The organism is Aminobacterium sp. (assembly GCF_034926885.1).
Lineage (GTDB): Bacteria > Synergistota > Synergistia > Synergistales > Aminobacteriaceae > Aminobacterium.
In genome coordinates, this window is sequence record NZ_JAYFQR010000003.1 from 72,116 (window position 1) to 90,434 (window position 18,319).

Here is an 18,319-nt window from a genome sequence, read left to right on the forward strand (position 1 = left end):
CACTCCTTATCTTCTGATTATTTATACCTTTGGCTTTATTCCTTTTATTTCCGTCGAGGCGTTCTTTTCTATAAAGCGTCCAATGTGCGCCGCTAATTGCTTAGCGGCCTCTTTCTTATCAGGCATTGTATCTGAAATACTTACTAGCAAATAAAACGGCGCATAAAATTCAAGTGCAAGCTGTTTCGGGTTGTTTTTTATCCAAATACCTTCTTCCATCATTTCACGGAATAAATCTTCCATATAGCTGACCGGTCCGCTTACAAGGCACTTTTGATATAGTTCCATTATTTCAGTGTTTCTATATTGCTCCAAAGTCAACATTTTTCGAAAATTACTGGCAAATTCGTCCTCCGTCCAAAAACGAAACTGCGCTTCAGTGAAAGTCTTGATTTTATCCACAGCAGTCTTGCGGTAGGCCGACGGTGATTTATCAAATGTTTTTTCAGGCACTTCATATTTTCTTGCTCTTTCAGCATCTATCTGATAAAGACGCTTCACAATGCTATCGAATATGTTCCGCTTATTCTTATAGTGCTTATATAAAGCCCCTTTTGTCATGCCAAGCTCCCCGGCAATATCGCTGACCGAAGCGGCCTCATATCCATTCCGTGCAAACAAACGAAGGGCAGTATTCAAAATGTTTTCTTTTGTATCGGCCATCTAAAAATCCTCCCCTTGCAGTAAACGATCGTTCACCATTATTATAGTGAACGGTCGTTTACTTGTCAATTGATATAAAGATGTCGCAAAAAATGATGGAATACTGGATTCGTTTCGCAGAAAACGGAGATCCCAATGAGAGATAAATCCAACCAATTTGCACTATTCTGCAAGTTGAATTTTTATGTATACCATCTATAATTATTCCTAAGGGTTATTTCTTCTCTTAATTAATTTCCTGAAAGGATGTAGAAATTTAATGAGGTACTCTTTCGACTCACTTCGAGGAAATGTTTTCTCGGTGTTCCTGTACTATTCCTCGTTGACAGTTATAGGAATGATCGCCGTTTCGTCTGCCAGCGCCATTGATGCGGCCTTCTTGGGTAACACCAACGGAGAAGCGGCTTTAGCGACAGTTACACTGGCTCTCCCCTTCATTATTTTTGTGGGAGGAATCGCTTTTATGATGGGAATTGGCGGATCTGTAACGTGTGGAAAATATCTTGGAGCCGGCGATGTCTATACCGCATCAGCCGTCTTCACGAAAACGCTGCTTGCCACACTGATCTTCTCTCTTGGCGTCAGTCTCCTAGCACTTATAAAGATAGATTCTCTGGTGGCTCTTCTTGGAGCAAGTCAGGATGTGGCTCCGCCTGTACGCACCTATCTTTCTACTCTTATTTTCTTTATTCCCTTCTCTCTGATGGGAATTTGCCTCTCTTATTTCGTTCGGGTAGATGGTCGCCCATTCCTATCAGCTATGGCTATGACTCTTGGGGCTCTAATCAATGTTTCACTCGACTGGACTTTTGTCGTCAGACTCGATTGGGGTGTTCGGGGAGCCGCTCTAGCCACAGGAATATCGCAGATATTCCTCATGAGCATACTTATTCCCCATTTCTTATGTAAGAAGGGGAAATTGCGTTTCAATACCCATGGGGGTTCGTGGAAAGAAATACTTTACTCTGCCTACAACGGTTTTTCAGAGTTCGCCAATGAAATATCGGCAGGTATTCTCACCTTCCTTTTCAACTGGATTATGATTCGGAAACTCGGCGTTGACGGTGTAGCTGCCTATACGATAGTAAACTATATTCTCTATCTCGGCTCTATGGCGTGTTATGGAATTGGTGATGCTATTCAGCCTATTATCAGTAAAAATTTTGGTGCGGGAAAGGCATCGAGAATTCAGAGCTTCTTATGGGTAGCAGGCGGTACAGTGCTGCTTTTCGGAGTAGTGATCAGCGGCCTCCTCCTTCTTGCTCCTCAAACCATCATTGAGCTCTTTACAAATAATGACGCTGAAAAAACAATCTTTATCGCTCGGAATTTTATTGCCCATTTCTGGCCGGCTTTTCTGCTGCTCGGAATCAACATTGTCTTTTCTTCGTACTTTACGGCAATGCAGAAGCCCATACATTCAGCAGCTGTCGCCATATCGAGAAGCCTGGTTCTGCCAGCACTTTTTCTCTTTGTACTTCCTCTCTTCTTTGGCGAAAAGGGTATATTCATGGCTATTCCCCTCGCGGAACTCGCCACTTTTATTCTGGCGCTGATTCTCTTTATGCCCAACACACCCTTCAAGATCGTGCGGACAGATCAAATTTACAAAAAACTTGGAGAGAGAAGAGAGCTATTTCCAGAAAAAGGTGTATCCCCTTCAGAGTTGCACTAGTAAAATTAGAGTTAATTGAGGTATACGTTATACGAGAGGAGATTTTGAAATGGCGAATGCTGAATATAGTATTTCCCTTGGTGTTCAAGACGCTGTCAACGCCCTTATGAATGACGAAGGTGTTATGAAGGGGTTACGTTTCTTAGAGGCAGATCATGAAAGGACTGTGGGCGATCAGATTGCAATCTGCGAAATTTCCGCCCCGAGCTACAAAGAAGAAGAACGGACAAAGTATCTATGTGCAGCTTTCAAGAAACTGGGGCTGAAAAATGTAACTGTCGATAGTGTCGGCAATGTTTTAGGAATACGCCCAAGAATTGAAAATGGTCCCAAACTCGTTGTAGCTGCCCATATAGACACAGTATTTCCAAACGAAACTGATATTAAGGTAAAAGAAAATGATGGGAAGCTCTACGGCCCCAGCATTGCTGACGACAGTCGTGGTGTGGCTGAACTGCTGAGCCTCATCAGAGCTTTCAATGAGACATGTATAGAAACTCTTGGTGATGTCGTTTTCTGCGGCGATGTCTGCGAAGAAGGGCTCGGTAATCTGAAAGGGTCCAAACAGTTATTTGCAGATCACGCGGATATAGATGGTTTTATCTCCCTCGATGGAACTGGCGTAGCATCTATAGTCTACGCTGCCACCGGCAGTTACCGGTATAAAATCGTATATAGAGGGCCAGGCGGGCACAGCTATACAGACTTCGGAGCCTCTCCCAGCGCCGTTCACGCATTGGGACGGGCAATTGCTGCCCTTGCCGATCTAGAGGTTCCTACAGAACCGAAGACAACTTATTCTGTAGGCGTTATCAACGGCGGAACGTCCATAAATGTCATTGCCGAAGAAGCGAGCATGCTCGTAGATCTTCGCTCTAACACCCAAGAAGAGCTAAATAAAACTGAATCGAAGTTTAAGGAAATCGTTCAGAAGGCCTGCGATGCCGAGAATTCCCGTTGCAAAAGCATCGGTCTCTCTGTGGAGATCACCTTATTGGGAAGCCGACCTGCAGGAAGCCAGTCAACAGACGAAATCATTGTACAAGCAGCCTGTGCCGGGCTGAAGGCCATCGGCATTGAACCGAACTTGAGACTTCCATCGAGCACAGACGCCAATGTCCCCATCAGTCTGGGAATCCCCGCCTTGGCTGTAGGAAGAGGCGGAGAATCTGGACAGAGCCACTCGGTTCATGAATGGTTCGACCCTAAAGATGCCTTTAAAGGGCCACAAAAAGATTTTATAACCATATTGAGTCTTGTAGGCGCTAAGAATATTTGCGAACCATTGCTGCTCAAGAAGCAGCCCAGGCAATAGTCCGAGAAGAAACAGATTCCTTAGAAGAAGGAAAGCAAACGAAGAAGAAGGGGCACAATAAGCACGGTAATAACACCGCAAAGTCCCGTAGCGAGACTGCTGAATGCTCCCTCGACTTCACCCATTTCGAAAGCCCGACTCGTTCCTATGGCGTGTGAACTTGATCCAATGGCAAGTCCACGAGCTACAGGATGATGAATACCTGCGATTTTGCAGATGAACGGGGAGATAAGAGCCCCGGTTATTCCTGTAACAATAATAGAGAGAACCGTTATAGGAACGAGTCCTTCAATAATAAGGGCAACTTCAATTCCTATTGGAGCCGTTACGGATTTAGGCACCAGAGAGAGAAAAAACTCACGTTCAAAATCAAAAACATAGCAAAAAGCCCATATGCTCACGAAAGCGGAAAGTGCTCCCACGACAATAGAAAGAACGATGGGCACGAGATTTTCCTTCAAACGGGGAAGCTCTTTGTAGATTGGCACGGCAAGAAGCACCGTTACAGGTCCAAGCAACATTGAAATCATATCTCCCCCACGACTATATTCTTCGTAGGTATAATCCGTCACGAGAAAGAGAAGCCCGATGGCCACCGCCGAAAAAACGACGGGAATCAAGGCAACACACTTCGTTTTTTTGCGTACCCATCCACCCAAGATATAGGTTCCAATAGTAAGCATTACGGCGAAAAGGGGCGTAGTATAGAGTTCTTTAAAGACGTTCATTAGACTTTGCCTCTCTTCTTCGAAGTAAAAATTGCGCAGCCAGTCCCGTTGCAACCATAACAAAAGCGGTTGAGAGCACCACCGTCGCAAGGAACTGGGGCGCAATGTGAAGTATCTTATCTTTCGCCGTCACAACACTCACAATAATGGGCACGAAGAAAAAGGCAAGGTTGCTCAAACAGAAATCAGAGAGCTCTTTCAGCAAATCTATAGAAATAACATGAAAGGATAGAAGAAGAAATAACAATATCATTCCTATTACGCTTCCCGGAATGGGAATGTGCGTCGTAAGCTGAATCGCCTGCCCCACGTAAAAAATGACCAAAATTATAAGTATCTGACGTAAAAGTTTCAAATCAAAACCCCCTAAACAACCGCTATACGAGTTCCTCTCTACCACAAAAGGCACAGAAAGGCTTCCTTTCTATTTCTACTTGGGGAAGTCCCAAAACGACACGAGCCCGATTTAAAGCCTCATCTATATTTTCACAGAAATTCTCTTTTCCCATCTCTTCTATAAGGCCGGAACGCTGGAAAGCCTTCAAAGGCTGAGGCTGAACTCCAGAGATAACAAGTTGTGTTCCCTCTTTCTGGCAGCGCTGATGGAGTTCCCGCAAAACATGTATGCCCGTCGCATCAACAGCCAGAACGTTTCTCGTACGGATAATGAGAACTGAAACAGGCTTTTCTACATTTCGAAGGGCATTTTTGAAAGTATTAATCATACCAAAAAAGAAAGGTCCGTTCACTTCATAGACCTCTACTCTCTTTGGAACCTCGCGCAGGGCTATTGAATTGGGGTCTTCGCTGGCGTCGTCTTCACCTCGAACTTCGTCAGTGATCATGCTGACATTCGTAATCTCGGACATTCTCCAGATAAAGAGGAGAGACGCCAGAACAACACCGACCTGAACAGCTGCCGTCAAGTCAACGAGAACGGTAAGCAGGAAGGTCAAAACCAAGACAAAAGCATCGCTTCTGGGACCTTTAAAAATGGCAACGAAGTGATGAAGTTCACTCATGTTGTAACTCACAACAACAAGAATACCTGCCAAGGCCGAGAGAGGAATAAGCTTGGCAACAGGCGCACATATGAGAAGCAGAAGGGCCAGCACAATGGCGTGAATGATTCCGGCAACAGGGGTTTTGGCACCACTTTTAACGTTGGTTGCCGTTCTGGCTATGGCTCCCGTAGCAGGAATACCCCCAAAAACAATGCTTCCAATATTGGCAACACCCTGGGCTATAAGTTCAGCGTTGGGACGATGCCGTCCGCCAATCATTCCATCAGCCACTGTAGCAGAAAGAAGAGACTCAATGGCCGCCAGCATGGCGATTGTGAAAGCGGGCTTGATCAATGGGGCTATCTGTTCAAAGTGAAAATCAGGAAAAGAAGGAGCCGGCAACATTCGAGGCAGCACACCGAAGCGGCTTCCTATAGTGGCTACATCCAAATGCAGAACCTGAGCGCAGAGAGTGGCAACGATCATGCCGATGAGCATAGCCGGAAGCTTTGGCCAGAAATGGCGCACAACAAGAATAACAAGAATCGTGCCTATGCCAACAGCCAGTGTGGAAGGCTCGAAAGAACCCATATTTTGAAGGTAGACATGCCACTTCTGTAAAAATTCTGCCGGAACTGTATCTATATGAAGTCCGAATAAATCTTTGATCTGAGTAGAAAAAATAACGACAGCGATTCCCGTAGTAAAACCTGTTGTTACAGGAAAAGGGATGAATTTGATAAGGCCGCCCATACGGAATATACCGAAAAGAATAAGAAAGATACCGGCAAGCAACGTACAGAGAGCTAATCCAGAATAGCCGTATTGTCCGGCAATAGCTGAAACGAGCACGACAAAGGCACCGGTAGGACCTCCTATTTGCACCTTACTTCCTCCCAAAAGCGAGATAAGAAAACCAGCAATAATAGCCGTGAAAAGACCTCTCTCAGGAGGCAGACCGCTTGCAATGGCAAAAGCCATGGCTAAAGGGAGAGCAACAATACCGACAGTGATTCCAGCGAAAAGGTCAGAGAAGGCTTTTTCGCGAGAATAGTCTCTTAGTTCAGTGAATAGCTTTGGTGTATACACATCAATCTTCCTTTTCTATATTTTATTTATGCTCTTTCTTTGTCTGTTTCCAATAGGAGTTAATCGGAAGGGTTGCCGTTGCCAGAAAGCAACTGTATGAGTCTATCATTATTAACGCTAAAATCAAGGTTCCATCTAAAAAGTCTAAAAAAAAGACCTCTATAAAAAGAGCCTTATCCACTTATTTTTCATTTCTTAGTTTAATTGATTTATAATAGAGAAAATTTCATCTTGTCTTTCAGTAAAAACGCCTTCAAAAATTTTTTGAAAGGGAATGAGGCAAATGTTAAAAAAGAGGACTATAGCAACAATGATTGTAATAGTAGTAAACATATTGTTTCTCTCCTGTCCCGCAATGGGGCATCCCCTTGATATAACACGTATCGTTACTGAAATGGCAGAAACAAAATCACAAAATCGGTTGCAAATCCTTACGTGGCGCATGGAAATCATCAAGAATGAATTCTCTTTAACGAGAGATCAAGCTATTGAAGAGTTACGAAAAGCTCTCCCCAACAAAGATGAAAAAGCCCTGATCGCCTTACTAGATGATAGTGCTGTTGTGTTCATTGAACTTGATGGTGAAAAACGATATTTTGAATCTGTTGCAAGAAATATTTTGTTTCGCAACACGACACTTATGCGTGAAAAGCTCCAAAAAGACGCTCCTTTCGTGGATGCATTGGAACCATTAGTATTTGCCTCTTCCGAAAAAACACCAAAAAAATTTATTGACACCCCCTACACTGAACCACTTCAATACAAAGGCAATCTAACCATAGATATAGAGAAAACGCACTTGCCTCAATTGGGAATAGTCGACATCTGGGTTCCTGTTCCAATTCTTACAGATTCACAAAAAATAGCCGAAATCACATCTGTTTATCCTGAAAAATTTTCTAGTGAAATAAATACTGAAAAGGATATAGGATTCATCCATTTCGCTATTCCCATGGAAGAAATACAAGAAGTGCTAAAAATATCTGTGGATTTCAATTTTACTCATTACCAACAACACTTTGATGTGAATGCTGAAAAAATCCTTCCATATAACAAAGAAACAAATTTATACAAACAGTACACTCGTTCTCTAAGGAATACCTTTATTTCTGACTCCATAGCCCAAAAAGCCAGAGAGATCGTTGGCAGTGAAAAAAATCCTTACCTTCAGGCCCAAAAGATTTACAACTACATTATAGAAAACATTCCCTACAGTTTCGTTCCTCATGGTACTCTTCAAATATTAGGTATTCCTGAATCAAAATATATTCATGAACAGCGTCATGGAGACTGTGGAACTCAAAGCATTTATTTTAGTGCGTTATGCCGTTCTCTTGGCATACCTGCAAGAACAACTGGAGGATATCAAGCTATTCCAGGTCACGAAGGCACCCATTTTTGGGCAGAATTTTATATTGAAGGATACGGATGGATTCCTGTGGACACCACTGTCGCCGATACTGCAGACTGGACTGGAATACTTTCAGAAGAGAAACGCCAGCACTTTAAAAAATTCTTCTTTGGAAATCTTGATGCCTATCGCTTCGTTATTCAAAAAGACGTAGATCTACCTGTTTATCCAGAACCTAAAGAACGTATTTTTAGCGATACATTCCCTCTTCTTGTTCTTCAAACGCCGCTCATTGCAGGTCAAGGAATGAAGGAAAATCCAATAAGACTTGCTGAAGAATCTTTTTCGATAAAATATTATCCGGTAAAAAAGTAATTTTAAAGATAAAAAAAGTCTGGGAAGCTATTTTCCACAAGCTTCCCAGACTGTAACGACATCAAAATATTTTTAAAAAAGTCCCTAAAAAAGAACTCTATTTTTTAAAAAATTAAGAAGAAGGAGCTTTAGCTTCTGAGAAGCTGAAGCCCGTGGGATGTACGAAGCATAATATGCTCAACAACCCGTCCGTTACGAAGTTCTGCAACCTCAAGACGTCCGTCGGCGGTCATCCAGAAGGGAACCTCATCAACGTAAACTAATTTTTTGTTCATTGTGTTACCTTGCCTTTCTTACAAAATTCCGAAGTATGCGACACATGAGATATGACGTTTCGGTACCATCGTAACTGCATGGCGGGACGTGCCGCTAAAAAAAGCCATTCCGCTTTTCCAAAAAAGCTATTTTAACTATCTGAAGCAGAACTTTGTAATTATATCATATAAATATATTATTACAATATAAAATGCAAAAAATGTTGTAGATGGGCCCTATTATTCAATAATGAGCCTACATTACATGGAAAACTTCGTATATCCGGAAGGAAGCTTAAAGAGCGCCGGATCAACGTTGTTTTCTTCTATGTTGGTATAAAGTATTGTCACTGTATCCTGAGGACTTTCCATGTAAACCTTCAAAGGATAGTTCAGATCCTTAGAAATCCAAACTGTGGATTCCCCATAAGACGAGTCATTATACACGATATGATAGACATCGCACGTATACCCTTCTATATCTTCTGTTCCTTTTTTGGTTACTGTGCCTTCTTCAGCCAACTTAGCTTCAATATTCTCGTCTTCATCAAGGGTAATCTGATTGTTCTGTATTTCCATATACATCTTTTGTCCTGGAAGAATGACGTACATAACCTTGGCGTTCTGCTCAATAATGGTAACCTGCGGTCCTGCGGGGGTGTCTAATTCCTGGCGCAAAGCGTTCCCCTTCACAAAAACTCTTCCTGTCATCTCTCCTGCCGTGTCGCTCCCCATTGTCATATCTGCCTTAAACTCGGCAGCGTTGGCACCACACGCCATGACACTGATCATTACAACAATAAAAGCAGTTAAAAAACCTCTCTTCACTCCTGAAAGCATGTGTTTCCCTCCCCTTTTAAACTCAACATGCTTATTTTAATCATAAAAGAGGAGATTTTTCCACAAAAACATTAAAAAAATTTTACCAACCGTGGCAAGTTTCTGATAAGCGCGGAAGACAAAAGAACGTATCGAAGGGCTTGAGTAAAACGTCAGGAATATGTCTTAAACGTTTTGGAGGAACATCGAAGACAAAAGAGCAGGAGGAATGTTCCCCCCTGCTCTTTAAGGCATCCATTCTATGATTCCGTTATTGGGATTCGCTTTTCTCCATTGCATGAAATCAGCGTAATTTCTGACCCCGTCTCTTATAACTGCCTGATAAATCTCTATTCCCATTACACTCTTTTCATCAGGAATGTCGTTCTTGATTTTTAAAATGGCGTACTTCTTTTCATCGTCCAATAATGCCAGAATTCTGTCTGCCACACTTTCAAAATATCCGGCATATGGAGAACCTTTCGGCATGTGTATCATATCGATTTGCCATTCATTTTCGTCGCTATCGAGATACCATGCATGCCATTCAAGGCACTCTTCTCCTGTGTCGAGAAGATTTCCGTACATTATTTTTTTGATGCGACTATTCTTACCGAGCCTCGATATGGCAGAAAAACTATCTTCAATTTTTAAGGGATCGGAGTAAATATGGAAGTCGATATCTCTCTTTTTCATGAGCAAACCGGTTTTCAAGGAACCTACGAGATTAATCTCCGCACCGATAGAATGCCAAATATCAACAATCCCCGTCTCTTCAATAATCTGCCTCGCCCGTTTTTGGTTCAATTCTGAAAGGGCAATAACGTCATCCATGCAATCCGTCTCCTTTTTTAGGTTTTTAATGAAGCGGATTTGCAATATTAAAGGTTTGTGCGAAATCTTGCAATAGCATACATGTCGCAGGGTCGAGAGAAATGCCTTCTTTCATTGCTCTCTCTCTGTTTTCCCACTCTTTTTCACCATGGATATAAATTCTATCGTATCCGTCAGCCTTCTCGCTGTTCTGAATATCAGTAAGAATGGAATCGATATGCTTCTTTATATCGTTGGCGTTGCCAAAGAGGTCGAGTCTGAATGCCGCAAAGAAATGGGTGGTTCCAGACCCTTCGCCTTCGAATGTATGTTTGCTCCAACGACCGAGGGAAAGACCGGCACAGAGAAGTTCCACGAGAAGGCCCAGGCCATAGCCTTTATGACCTCCGAGCATCTCTCCTTCCCCACCGAGATAGAGGTGTCCGCCATAACCGCCCTGACGGTCTTTGAAAAGTCCCTCTATATGATGGGCATCAGTCGTATCTTTACCCTTTTCATCAACAGCCCAGCCAAGGGGCATTTCTTTGTTCCGCCTGTCGTAGACCTCAATCTTTCCATGGGCAACAGTTGTAGTCGCCATATCGAGAAGGAAAGGTTCTCCCCCATCTCTTGGAATGGCCACCGCTATGGGGTTGGTGCCAAGAAGTCTTTCCCGCCCACCCGTGACAATGCCACACCGTCTTGTATTGGTGAAGGCCATGCCAATCATGTCTTTACGAGCAGCCAGCTCAGCCCAGAAACCAGCAATTCCGAAGTGGTTTGAATTTCGTACAGATCCGAAACAGACTCCGCTCTGCTGAGCCTTTTCAAGGCACTTTTCCACAGTCACTTTTGAAATATAAGGCCCTATTCCGCTTTTACCATCGACAACGACAGAGACAGGTGTTTCGTGAACGATTTCCGGCTCCGCCTCTGGAACAGTGAAATTTCCATCAATATTCTTTTTATAGAAAGCGAGACGGGCAACGCCATGTGACGGAATTCCTCTGGCATCGGCCTCAACCAAAACTTTCGATGCTATCTCTGCTTGTGACTGGGGATATCCCAGTCCTTTCATAATTTCACACGTAAAATTCAAAAGCTTCTGATACTCGATTTTCTTGAAATCCATGAATTAAACCTCCTCGATCAAAGCTTCCCCCTTATTCAGCTCAATATGAGGAAGCTCCTCTTTTCTCTTCGACTCAAGTATATCGTGAGCCGGTTCCTTGCCTAAAATAGATGTGAGTAGAAAGACTCCCAAACACACGGGCCATTCAAGGTATATTACGTGGGGAACAATCCGCACCTGTGGAATAAATGTCCATGCCACCCAGATAAGAAGGGAGGTCAGTATCGTCCAAAAACCCGAAATCCTTTTACAGAGACGGGGGGCAATGAGATTGACCAGGATGAGTATGGTGAAAGAAACCATGACCGCCAAGGCTGACGTTATCGTTTTCAGAATGCTCACCGACGTTATGGCCAAGATGAAAGTAAAGGCGCTAACGAAAAGAATGATGATTCGCGAAACAAGAATTTCCTGTTTTTCTGAAAGTGTGCGATGGCTTATTCTCTTCCAAATATCTTCAAGTACGAGGGTGACGCTGCCTAGAAGAAGGGCAACGGCCGTCGATATATCAGCCGCCCAAAGTGCCGCAAGAAAGATTCCGCCTATGAGAGGGCTTATTGATGTCATAAGGGTTGGTAGAGCCATGGCTGAGTTTTGAAGTCCGGGAAATTTGTAAGCAGCGATAATTCCGAACATGGCGCAAAGGAACCCCACAGGTATTATTATCATACCACCAAGGATGAATCCCTTCTGCGCCGCTTTTTCGTCACGAGCAGCGAAAGCTATCTGAGATATGGCCTGTACAGAGAAAGCCTGAGTAACCATAACAACCATCCACGCCGCGACGACAGCTATTCCAACGCCGGAAACCCAGTCGAACCAGGGAGCTCCAACAGGCATAGAGATAACCAGATTTTCCATACCACCTACAGAATTCAGGCTGGAGATAAGGGCAGCGCATATTCCTCCATAAATAACGATAACATTGATAATACTTGCGAGACCGCCAGCAAGGTAGCCTCCTGCCACGGCAATGCCAACGAAAAGAGTTGCCGTAGCGACCATTCCGCTATGGAAGGTGAATATATCGGGAAGAAGGGCGGCAAGTACGGCCCCTCCCGCAACGTACTGAAGAGAGGTAATAACCATCATAATAAGAAGCTGGGCGATGGCCCCGAGGATTCTGGCGCCAGGTCCAAACATTTTGCCCATCATTTCAGGAATGGTAACAACTTCGATTCGGCGAAGGTATTTGGCTGCAAAGATACCTACTACGATACCGGCAACACCCCACGCCGCATTGTACCAACCGGCAGAGAGTCCCTGTGTGTAGGCGTTCTGAGCGACTCCAACTGTGGAAGCCCCGCCAATGGCAAGTCCTGCAAGCATTGTGGCAATCATGAGGGCTGGAAGTTTTCTTCCGGCAAGAAGATATTCTGCAGCACCACTGCCATGTTTGCTCTGAATACGATTTGCTATCACTGATACGACGACAAGTAGCGAGATGTAGATGACTAAGATAACCAACTGAATGTTCACATTACCCCTCCTCATAAAAAAAGGCCGGGTACCCTTAAAATGAAAGGGCACCCGGCCTGAGATTTCTGGTCAGACAGTACTAGAGGCTGACCACCTCAGGTGAGTCCCCGTCTGTAAACCAAAAATAGAAATAAAAGCTATTGGAAAGAACCATATTCTTTTGCATTAAGACCCACCTCTCCTTCGTACAGTCGTTCAGATTTTTCAAAATAGTGATGTGTACTTTATACGGGATGTACTTTTTTGTCAACTCAAAAACGCAACAATATTCATTTTTTTATTCTCAATGACGCAGACCTTTGTAGCCACATTTTCAACTAAACGACGGTCGTGAGAGACGAAAATGACGGTTCCTTCATACTCTTTCAAGAGAGATTCCAAGGCATCTGTCGCATGGATATCGAGATAGTTCGTAGGCTCATCTAATATCAATGTATTGATATCGCTCAAAAGCACTTTAGCCAGAGCCACTTTTACACGTTCACCACCGCTTAAGACGTGAGCTTGTTTATAGACATCGTCTCTGAAAAAATGCAGCCGCGCTAACACCGTTCGGATAATTGTCTCGTTTTGCCTGGAAGAGGAACGTACGTTTTCAAGAATCGTCTTTTTGAGGTCAATTACACTCAGATTTTGACTAAAGTACCCGATCTTTACTGAAGGAGCAACGGTAATTCCTTTATCTCGATTGATAATCTTTTTTATAAAAGTGGTTTTTCCGCTTCCATTGGAGCCGATTATAGCCACTTTTTCTCCGCCATAAATATGGAAACTCGCCTTGTCCCAAAGAATTCGCCCTTCGATAACGCCCGAAACATCCTCGATTCGAAGAATGACCCGTCCTTTAAATGTCTCTGCGTTCGATAAATTCATTTTAAGCGGAGGAACGTCGCGTATTTTTTCAACTTTTTCGAGCTTTTCCAACCTTGTTTCAATGGATGCCGCCGTTTTTTGCAGCTTCTTCTGCTTCTTGGCAAAATATGTTTTGGCACCTGGTAGTTTAGCTTCTGATCTACTCACCTTTTGGGGAGTTTTAGTTGCTCTTTCCGCCTTTTCCTTTCTCTGCCTCAATGCTCTTTCCAACTGCTTTTTCTTTGTTTCATACTTGTCATAAGCCACTTTCTGCTGGCGATATTTAAAATCTTTCTGCTGGTCGTAGTCACTGTAATTTCCCTTATATTCTTTTAATTCCCCATTATCGAGTTCCCAAATCGTGGTACAAAGCGTATCTAAAAAGGTTCTGTCATGAGAGACGAGAACAAAGGCCCCTTTCCACTGGGCCAGCGTATCTTCAAGCCATTCAATATGTTCTGTATCGAGATTCGTTGTCGGTTCGTCGGCAAATAAGATTTTGGGCGCCTTTTCAATGGTCTCTCTAATGTAGCCTTGTGTTATTTCGCCACCGCTTTTTGTTGTGTCAGTACTCTTCAACTGAGGTAAAAGCATCGTCTGAGCGTGGCAAATAACTCTTCCATTTTCCGGATTCAACGTACCGGCCAATATATTCAGCAACGTTGTTTTACCGCAGCCATTACGGCCGACTAATCCTATTCTGTCATGTGTATGAATCTGTAATCGTTTTATATGGAAGAGCAAATTTCCTTTGATGTAATGTTCAATATTGAGAGCTTCTAATAAAATCATGAAATCATCCCCGTTTCGTACCTTCAGGGACAAAAAATGCCCCCTATCTACAATCAGAATAGGAGGCATATGCATTTACACAAATAAAAAAGATGCCGAAATAGAATGCCGGAAAGGAAGCAAGAAAGAACGCAAGAAGAGATGTAAAAAAGAAACCAGAAAGACGCCGGAAATCTAATCCTATTCTGAAAACATAACTGAAAGCATCAAAAGAGCGGCAGACACGCCTATCTGCCCTTAACACCTTCAATTCAACGGTTTTCGTAAATAGGATTAGTTGTTCATCTAGTCAATTCCCTCTTTCATATTTTTCTTGCTCGAAATATACGACATTTTCAGAGATGCAAGTAACGTATAAGGAATTATCAGTTATTTTAATCAAAAAAGCAACTCAATAAAAACCTGATGAAACCTATTTGCGCAAAGAAGCCTTAGAGAAGATGTAGTCGGGTATTTCAACATCAAATTCGATAGTATCTATAATATATTCCGTTCCCTCACCAGAGGCCAGAACATCTTTAACGGTCACCCTCTTGGGATACCATCGTTCTTGAACCTGAAATATTTCGTTAATGACGAAAGTTTTCAGAAGCTTGCCACTTTTAGCGAAACGGTCTTCTCGTAAGGGGAGAAAGTTCTCTTTATCCACCCACATTTTTCGCGAATAGTAGGATACTCCTTCTTCTTTGGCGATGAGTTCGAGCAGGTAGCAATTTCGATCGACGAGTTTTTCTTCACCGACGAGTTCTACGCTGTACATATTGCTGAGTTTGGGGTCTTCCATGTAGTCTTCGTAAGAGATGTCTGAGCCCATCATGGAACGCCGAAGCATGTGCCCCGCTATTTTTATTGTGCGATCGGTTGATGGAGTATAAATCCAGAGTTCGTTTTCAAGTTTGAGCATTTTCGTGCCCTTTTCCCGTGGCGGCGAAAGGAATTCACTAAAGGCCTTTTCAGTGCCCTGAACCCATGAAAGCACTTGTAATGTGCGGGAACCGCGCCGCCCCTTCACAATCATGGTGCTCGTGACTTTTCTGTTGTCGGCAACATAATTTTCGTCAACTTTTTCAAGAATCTGCTCGCCTGTGAGGAGTGTGTGATCAGAGGAAGATATCTGTGCAGCACTAGTTTCAACATTGGCGATGGCGGTTTCAGCGGCCTCGACAATGCCGCCGAGTAGCGAAACTGTCAATATCGCCGCAATGATGAAAGCTCTAATGAGCGTTGACGCGAGGGCACCGGTTGGTGGCGATGTTAGAGCCACGGTTGATACCGACGTAAGGGCTGCAGCTGGTGTCACTACATTTGCCTCCCTTTTAAGACCCCTTCTCCTCTTCATACTTCCAACTCCTTAATCAGTTGGGCTGTCTGCCTCTTATAGATGCCTATTCCTGCAAACATAGCTCCTGTTACTGAGGCGAACACTCCCGGAAAAAAGCCGATAAAATAACTTGCCGGCGTAACCTGTGCCCGTATGACGTTTGATATGAGCATGCTTGATTTCGGCATCATATCCCCAAAATCTATGCCCGTGTATTGCATATAGTACGAAACGGCGAGCCCTAAAGCGGTTCCCAAGATGGAACCGGCAATTCCTATAAAGCACGATTCAAAGATCATGGAACGATAGAGTTGCCCCTTGGATTCCCCCATGGCAAGACGAACGCCTATCTCTCCGTACCGTCGCAATCCGTTCATCAAGCCCGAGTTCCAGAGGACAATCGACATGGCCAAGACAAAAATACCTACGATAACGGCCCCCATGGCTTCGGCGTAATTCAGATATTCCTCGAAATTACTCTGCTGGCCGAGAGGCACCATTACAGGAGAGAATTCGTCACCGGACTTAGTAAATACTTCATTGAATCGCCGCGCGACGTTACCCATTCTCGTATCGGAATAGAGCATGTCGCTCGTATACCCCACAATTTCACCAGCGCTGTCAACCATATCGAGGGCATTTTGCACGTCTCTGATATCTGCAATTATTGTGCCCCTATCCATGGGAATCATGCCAAAATAGACGGTTCCTGCAACCTTAAAATTGTACGTCGCCATGGAGCCATACATAGTCGAACTAATGAGCGTTACTGTGCTTCCGATGTGAAGATTCATTTTTTGAGCAAATTCGTCGCTTAACAATATTTCGTTTGGCTGTTTGGGGTAGGAACCGCGTACCATGGCTCTTTCAATGTTAAAGAGGTCTTTTTCTGGCGTGTCTTCGCTGAAGAGATCGATTCCAAGCCCCATGACGGGAGCCTGAACAAGAGTCTCTCCCCTTTCATCAGGAACATCAAGGAGCCCGCCAAAACGTATCCGCTGAGTCCAGATCATCTCTTTTTCATTCTCTTTGAGCCACACAAGAAGTTCGTTGGCTTCCATAATCGCCAAATCGTTTGGAACCTGGTCGGAAAGCTCTCTATACGCCTGGGTCATGACTTTGACATGGCCCGTATCGAATTTTGCCGTCGAACTGATGAGGTCGCCCATGGCTCCTTCCATGAAGCAGTAGAGAAAAACCGTAAGGAAGACACCGGCACTCACCATGAGCACGGGAAAGAGGCTGCGTGAACGGTCTCGAATCAATCCTTTCAGAATGAACGTAATCATGATATTTTTCCTTTCAGCGCCTCTGTGGGCTGGAGTCTCGCTATTTTGCTCGAAGGAAGAAAGCTGATTGTGGTGACAACAACCATAATGAAGGCCATCGTCGTGAGAACAAGCTCTACGGAGTAGACAGGAAAAAGCTTATCGGAGAGAGCGAAACCGTATCCCTCCACCATCTGAGGAATGGCAATTCCCTTTTCTGATATATAGGTCAAAAGGGGCATGCCAAAGATGAGGGCGACAACGATGGCGAGGGCTCCCTGAATAATGCCTTCCATCGTAAAGACAAAAACAACCTGCATTCTCGTCATGCCGAGGGCGATTAGTGTGCCAATCTCCTTTCTTCGTCTGAAAAGAGAGAGGACCTGTGTGTCGAAGATGGCGAGCATGCCCAGAAAGAGCAGAATAAAATAGATAATGACGCTCGAAATTCTCTTTGTTTTTATCATTTCCGTGAGGTCTCTCATCAAGAAGGCCTGAGTTTTAAAAGGCCACTCTTGAGAGGTGATGTAGTGTTTGGCCTCGGGGCTCACAACTAAGAGGGTCGCTTCGTTTTTCAAGAGTGTCATGTGCTGCAAGGCCTCAATGGGAACCCAGATAATTCCGTTATCGATAGACGAAACCTGAGTATCCATGATGTGTACAATCCGTCCTTCGGTGGCGTCAAAGGTTCCGTAGGAATCCCTCCAGCGTATGGTGAGATAGTCACCTATAGCGAGATTTTTGCTCTTCGCCATTCTCTTTCCGATAAGTATGGGCAGTTCGTAAATTGCGGCGGCGTTGGTGCCGGCCGGGGCGCTGGTACCGCGATTGGCGCCAGAGGGAAGAGCGACGGCGATACTGGTCGAGGCGGCGGCGTTAGTCGGGATCGCGGCCTTGGTCGCACTCTTGACACCGTTTGTGCCGAAAGCAGCTGCCGTATCTCCGAAACTGTCGGAAACACTGGCATTACCAACCTCGCCTGAAACGAGAAGAGAGCGCGTAGGAATATTGAGAATGGCCTGGGCGGGATCAATTCCCCGAAGCTGAGCGGACTGCGCTCGTCCGGCAGGATAGATTGTGGCCTGGCGAATGAGGATCGGGGTCGCTTTTTTCTCTTCAATCAAAGAAACGAGACTTGAGGGAATAACGCCATGACCGTCATCAATAGAGAGGGCATCGTATGGATCGTAATCTTTGTGCCAATATTGGCCACCTGCAATTTCGTCTTCAATCATTGCTCTCGATGTTTGGGCGAGCACACCCGTATATAGCCCCTGGAATCCGACGATCACGACGAAGGTCAACGCAAGCACGGCAACATTGAGCCATGTACGGAGCCCTGCTTCTTTTATATTGCGATAGGCTAACTTGGCAGCGACGCCGAGCATG

General features: G+C 44.3%; 15 protein-coding genes and 1 pseudogene. 3 read left to right on the plus strand and 13 right to left on the minus strand.

Features of this window, described 5'->3' with window-relative positions; all coding sequences use genetic code 11:
* Positions 1-21: 21 nt before the first annotated feature.
* Complete coding sequence (locus tag VB083_RS02070) at positions 22-663, minus strand: TetR/AcrR family transcriptional regulator (RefSeq protein ID WP_213701194.1); 642 nt, start codon at positions 661-663, stop codon at positions 22-24.
* Positions 664-964: 301 nt separating this feature from the next.
* On the opposite strand from VB083_RS02070, the gene VB083_RS02075 reads away from it, so the two are divergent.
* Positions 965-2,338 carry an MATE family efflux transporter gene (locus VB083_RS02075; RefSeq protein WP_323401639.1) on the plus strand — a complete coding sequence of 458 codons (1,374 nt, stop codon included), beginning with the start codon at positions 965-967 and terminating at the stop codon, positions 2,336-2,338.
* Between the two features lie 49 nt (positions 2,339-2,387).
* On the plus strand, positions 2,388-3,653 hold the full coding sequence (locus VB083_RS02080; RefSeq protein ID WP_323401640.1) for a M20/M25/M40 family metallo-hydrolase: 1,266 nt from the start codon (positions 2,388-2,390) through the stop codon (positions 3,651-3,653).
* Between the two features lie 20 nt (positions 3,654-3,673).
* Here the strand turns inward: VB083_RS02080 and VB083_RS02085 are convergent, their stop codons facing one another.
* From VB083_RS02085 to VB083_RS02095, 3 genes are read right to left on the minus strand one after another with little or no spacing between them, the layout of a single operon-like run.
* Positions 3,674-4,381 (minus strand): LrgB family protein, encoded by a 708-nt coding sequence (locus VB083_RS02085; protein ID WP_213691939.1) that lies wholly within the window; start codon positions 4,379-4,381, stop codon positions 3,674-3,676.
* Positions 4,368-4,736, minus strand: coding sequence for a CidA/LrgA family protein (locus VB083_RS02090; RefSeq protein WP_323401641.1), 369 nt, complete (start codon positions 4,734-4,736; stop codon positions 4,368-4,370). The genes VB083_RS02085 and VB083_RS02090 overlap by 14 nt, the downstream gene beginning before the upstream one ends.
* A 22-nt stretch (positions 4,737-4,758) precedes the next feature.
* A complete protein-coding gene (locus VB083_RS02095) occupies positions 4,759-6,474 on the minus strand; it encodes a SulP family inorganic anion transporter (protein WP_323401642.1) in 1,716 nt (571 codons plus the stop codon).
* A 310-nt stretch (positions 6,475-6,784) separates the two neighbouring features.
* On the opposite strand from VB083_RS02095, the gene VB083_RS02100 reads away from it, so the two are divergent.
* Positions 6,785-8,200 carry a transglutaminase-like domain-containing protein gene (locus VB083_RS02100; protein WP_323401643.1) on the plus strand — a complete coding sequence of 472 codons (1,416 nt, stop codon included), beginning with the start codon at positions 6,785-6,787 and terminating at the stop codon, positions 8,198-8,200.
* Between the two features lie 128 nt (positions 8,201-8,328).
* On the opposite strand, the gene VB083_RS02105 is transcribed toward VB083_RS02100, so the two are convergent.
* The 9 genes and pseudogenes from VB083_RS02105 to VB083_RS02145 form a co-directional block, all read right to left on the minus strand.
* Entirely contained in the window at positions 8,329-8,475 is a 147-nt protein-coding gene (locus VB083_RS02105; RefSeq protein WP_213691935.1) for a hypothetical protein, read from the minus strand.
* A gap of 240 nt (positions 8,476-8,715) precedes the next feature.
* Positions 8,716-9,294: a DUF4412 domain-containing protein gene (locus VB083_RS02110; protein ID WP_213701196.1), complete on the minus strand. Its 579-nt coding sequence runs from the start codon at positions 9,292-9,294 to the stop codon at positions 8,716-8,718.
* 225 nt (positions 9,295-9,519) lie between these two features.
* A complete protein-coding gene (locus VB083_RS02115) occupies positions 9,520-10,107 on the minus strand; it encodes a hypothetical protein (protein WP_323401644.1) in 588 nt (195 codons plus the stop codon).
* 25 nt (positions 10,108-10,132) lie between these two features.
* Positions 10,133-11,218, minus strand: a complete 1,086-nt coding sequence (locus VB083_RS02120; protein WP_323401645.1) for an Ldh family oxidoreductase — start codon at positions 11,216-11,218, stop codon at positions 10,133-10,135.
* A 3-nt stretch (positions 11,219-11,221) separates the two neighbouring features.
* Entirely contained in the window at positions 11,222-12,697 is a 1,476-nt protein-coding gene (locus VB083_RS02125) for a sodium:solute symporter family protein (RefSeq protein ID WP_323401646.1), read from the minus strand.
* A 264-nt stretch (positions 12,698-12,961) separates the two neighbouring features.
* Positions 12,962-14,341, minus strand: a pseudogene (gene abc-f / locus VB083_RS02130) (ribosomal protection-like ABC-F family protein); the annotation flags it as partial.
* 412 nt (positions 14,342-14,753) lie between these two features.
* Positions 14,754-15,641: an outer membrane lipoprotein-sorting protein gene (locus VB083_RS02135; protein WP_213701199.1), complete on the minus strand. Its 888-nt coding sequence runs from the start codon at positions 15,639-15,641 to the stop codon at positions 14,754-14,756.
* Positions 15,642-15,676: 35 nt separating this feature from the next.
* Positions 15,677-16,951 (minus strand): ABC transporter permease, encoded by a 1,275-nt coding sequence (locus VB083_RS02140; protein ID WP_323401648.1) that lies wholly within the window; start codon positions 16,949-16,951, stop codon positions 15,677-15,679.
* Complete coding sequence (locus VB083_RS02145) at positions 16,948-18,318, minus strand: ABC transporter permease (protein WP_323401649.1); 1,371 nt, start codon at positions 18,316-18,318, stop codon at positions 16,948-16,950. The genes VB083_RS02140 and VB083_RS02145 overlap by 4 nt, the downstream gene beginning before the upstream one ends.
* Between the last annotated feature and the right edge of the window lies 1 nt (position 18,319).

Excerpts from the sequence above, each read along its gene's own strand:
- VB083_RS02070 (WP_213701194.1), bottom strand. The coding sequence starts at position 663 with ATGGCCGATACAAAAGAAAACATTTTGAATACTGCCCTTCGTTTGTTT.
- VB083_RS02080 (WP_323401640.1), top strand. The coding sequence starts at position 2,388 with ATGGCGAATGCTGAATATAGTATTTCCCTTGGTGTTCAAGACGCTGTC.
- VB083_RS02085 (WP_213691939.1), bottom strand. The coding sequence starts at position 4,381 with ATGAACGTCTTTAAAGAACTCTATACTACGCCCCTTTTCGCCGTAATG.
- VB083_RS02100 (WP_323401643.1), top strand. The coding sequence starts at position 6,785 with ATGATTGTAATAGTAGTAAACATATTGTTTCTCTCCTGTCCCGCAATG.
- VB083_RS02105 (WP_213691935.1), bottom strand. The coding sequence starts at position 8,475 with ATGAACAAAAAATTAGTTTACGTTGATGAGGTTCCCTTCTGGATGACC.
- VB083_RS02110 (WP_213701196.1), bottom strand. The coding sequence starts at position 9,294 with ATGCTTTCAGGAGTGAAGAGAGGTTTTTTAACTGCTTTTATTGTTGTA.
- VB083_RS02115 (WP_323401644.1), bottom strand. The coding sequence starts at position 10,107 with ATGGATGACGTTATTGCCCTTTCAGAATTGAACCAAAAACGGGCGAGG.
- VB083_RS02120 (WP_323401645.1), bottom strand. The coding sequence starts at position 11,218 with ATGGATTTCAAGAAAATCGAGTATCAGAAGCTTTTGAATTTTACGTGT.
- VB083_RS02140 (WP_323401648.1), bottom strand. The coding sequence starts at position 16,951 with ATGATTACGTTCATTCTGAAAGGATTGATTCGAGACCGTTCACGCAGC.
- VB083_RS02145 (WP_323401649.1), bottom strand. The coding sequence starts at position 18,318 with ATGCTCGGCGTCGCTGCCAAGTTAGCCTATCGCAATATAAAAGAAGCA.